The organism is Collinsella sp. LCP19S3_B6, from assembly GCF_052121815.1.
Classification (GTDB): Bacteria; Actinomycetota; Coriobacteriia; order Coriobacteriales; family Coriobacteriaceae; genus Collinsella.
In genome coordinates this window covers 1-1046 of the sequence record NZ_JBQKDN010000046.1, presented here as the reverse complement: position 1 = coordinate 1046, position 1046 = coordinate 1, and the positions used below count along the sequence as shown (strand labels likewise).

The 1046-nt window shown below is 69.4% G+C and carries 1 protein-coding gene; it reads left to right on the top strand.

Annotated elements, in window-relative coordinates; genetic code table 11:
- The coding region (locus ACTQWD_RS08690) for an ISL3 family transposase (RefSeq protein ID WP_441559750.1) at positions 1 to 1012 on the top strand (1012 nt) is incomplete at its 5' end.
- Positions 1013 to 1046 lie beyond the last annotated feature (34 nt).

The window sequence follows — 1046 nt, the reverse complement described above, 5'->3', positions numbered from 1 at the left end:
CTCCGAGCTCGCCCGCGTCGAGTGGCACAGCGTGGGCGGCGTGTGCAGGCGCGTCTACGCCGAGCTGGAGGCCGCGCGCGGCGCCTCGAGGTTCGACGGCGTGCGCCGCATCGGCATCGACGAGACGTCGTACAAGAAGGGCCACAAGTACGTCACGGTGGTCGTCGACCACGACCGCGGCTGCCTCATCTGGGCGCACGAGGGCACCGGCAAGGACGTGCTCAACCTGTTCCTCGACGAGCTCACGCGCGAGCAGAGGCGCGCCATAGAGGTGGTGACCGCCGACGGCGCGAGGTGGATAAGGCAGCTGGTCAAGCGCCGCTGCCCCAACGCGAGGTGGGTCATGGACCCCTTCCACGTGGTCCAGTGGATGAACGACGCGCTCGACGCCGTGCGCTGCGAGGAGTGGAACGCCGCCAGGGCCGCCGCCAGGGCCGCCAGGCCCAGGCCCGAGGGCAAGCGCGGCAGGCCTGCCAAAGGCGAGCTGCCGCCCGAGGAGGTCAGGGCGCTCGAGGAGGAGGCGGCCTCCATCAAGGGCAGCCGCTACGCGCTCGTGAAGAACCCCGAGGACCTCACCGACGGCCAGAGGGCGAGGCTCGAGGCGCTCAAGAAGAGGGCCGGCTCGCGGCTGGTCAGGGCCTGGGAGCTCGAGGAGGACCTGCGGGCCGTCTTCCGGGCAGCCGACGGCTCCGAGGCCGCCGAGCTGCTCGACGACTGGATGCACAGGGCCGCCTACTGCAAGATCGCCAAGGTCGTCGCCGTGGAGAAGAAGGTGCGCCGCCGGCGCGACGACATCATCGCCGCAGTCGAGCTCGGCATCAGCAACGGGCGCGTAGAGGCCATCAACAACAAGATCAAGGTGACGGTGAGGATGGGCTACGGCTTCCGCAACACCGACAACCTCGTGGCCCTGCTCATGCTCAGGTGCGGCGACTGCCAGCCCCAGCTCCCGGGTCGCCCGGTGAAGGCGAGGAAGAAGGGCGTGAAGGGAGCGAAGAGCGTTGCTGCCTAGGCTAGCCCCTTGTCACACAAACTACCGAAGCCTC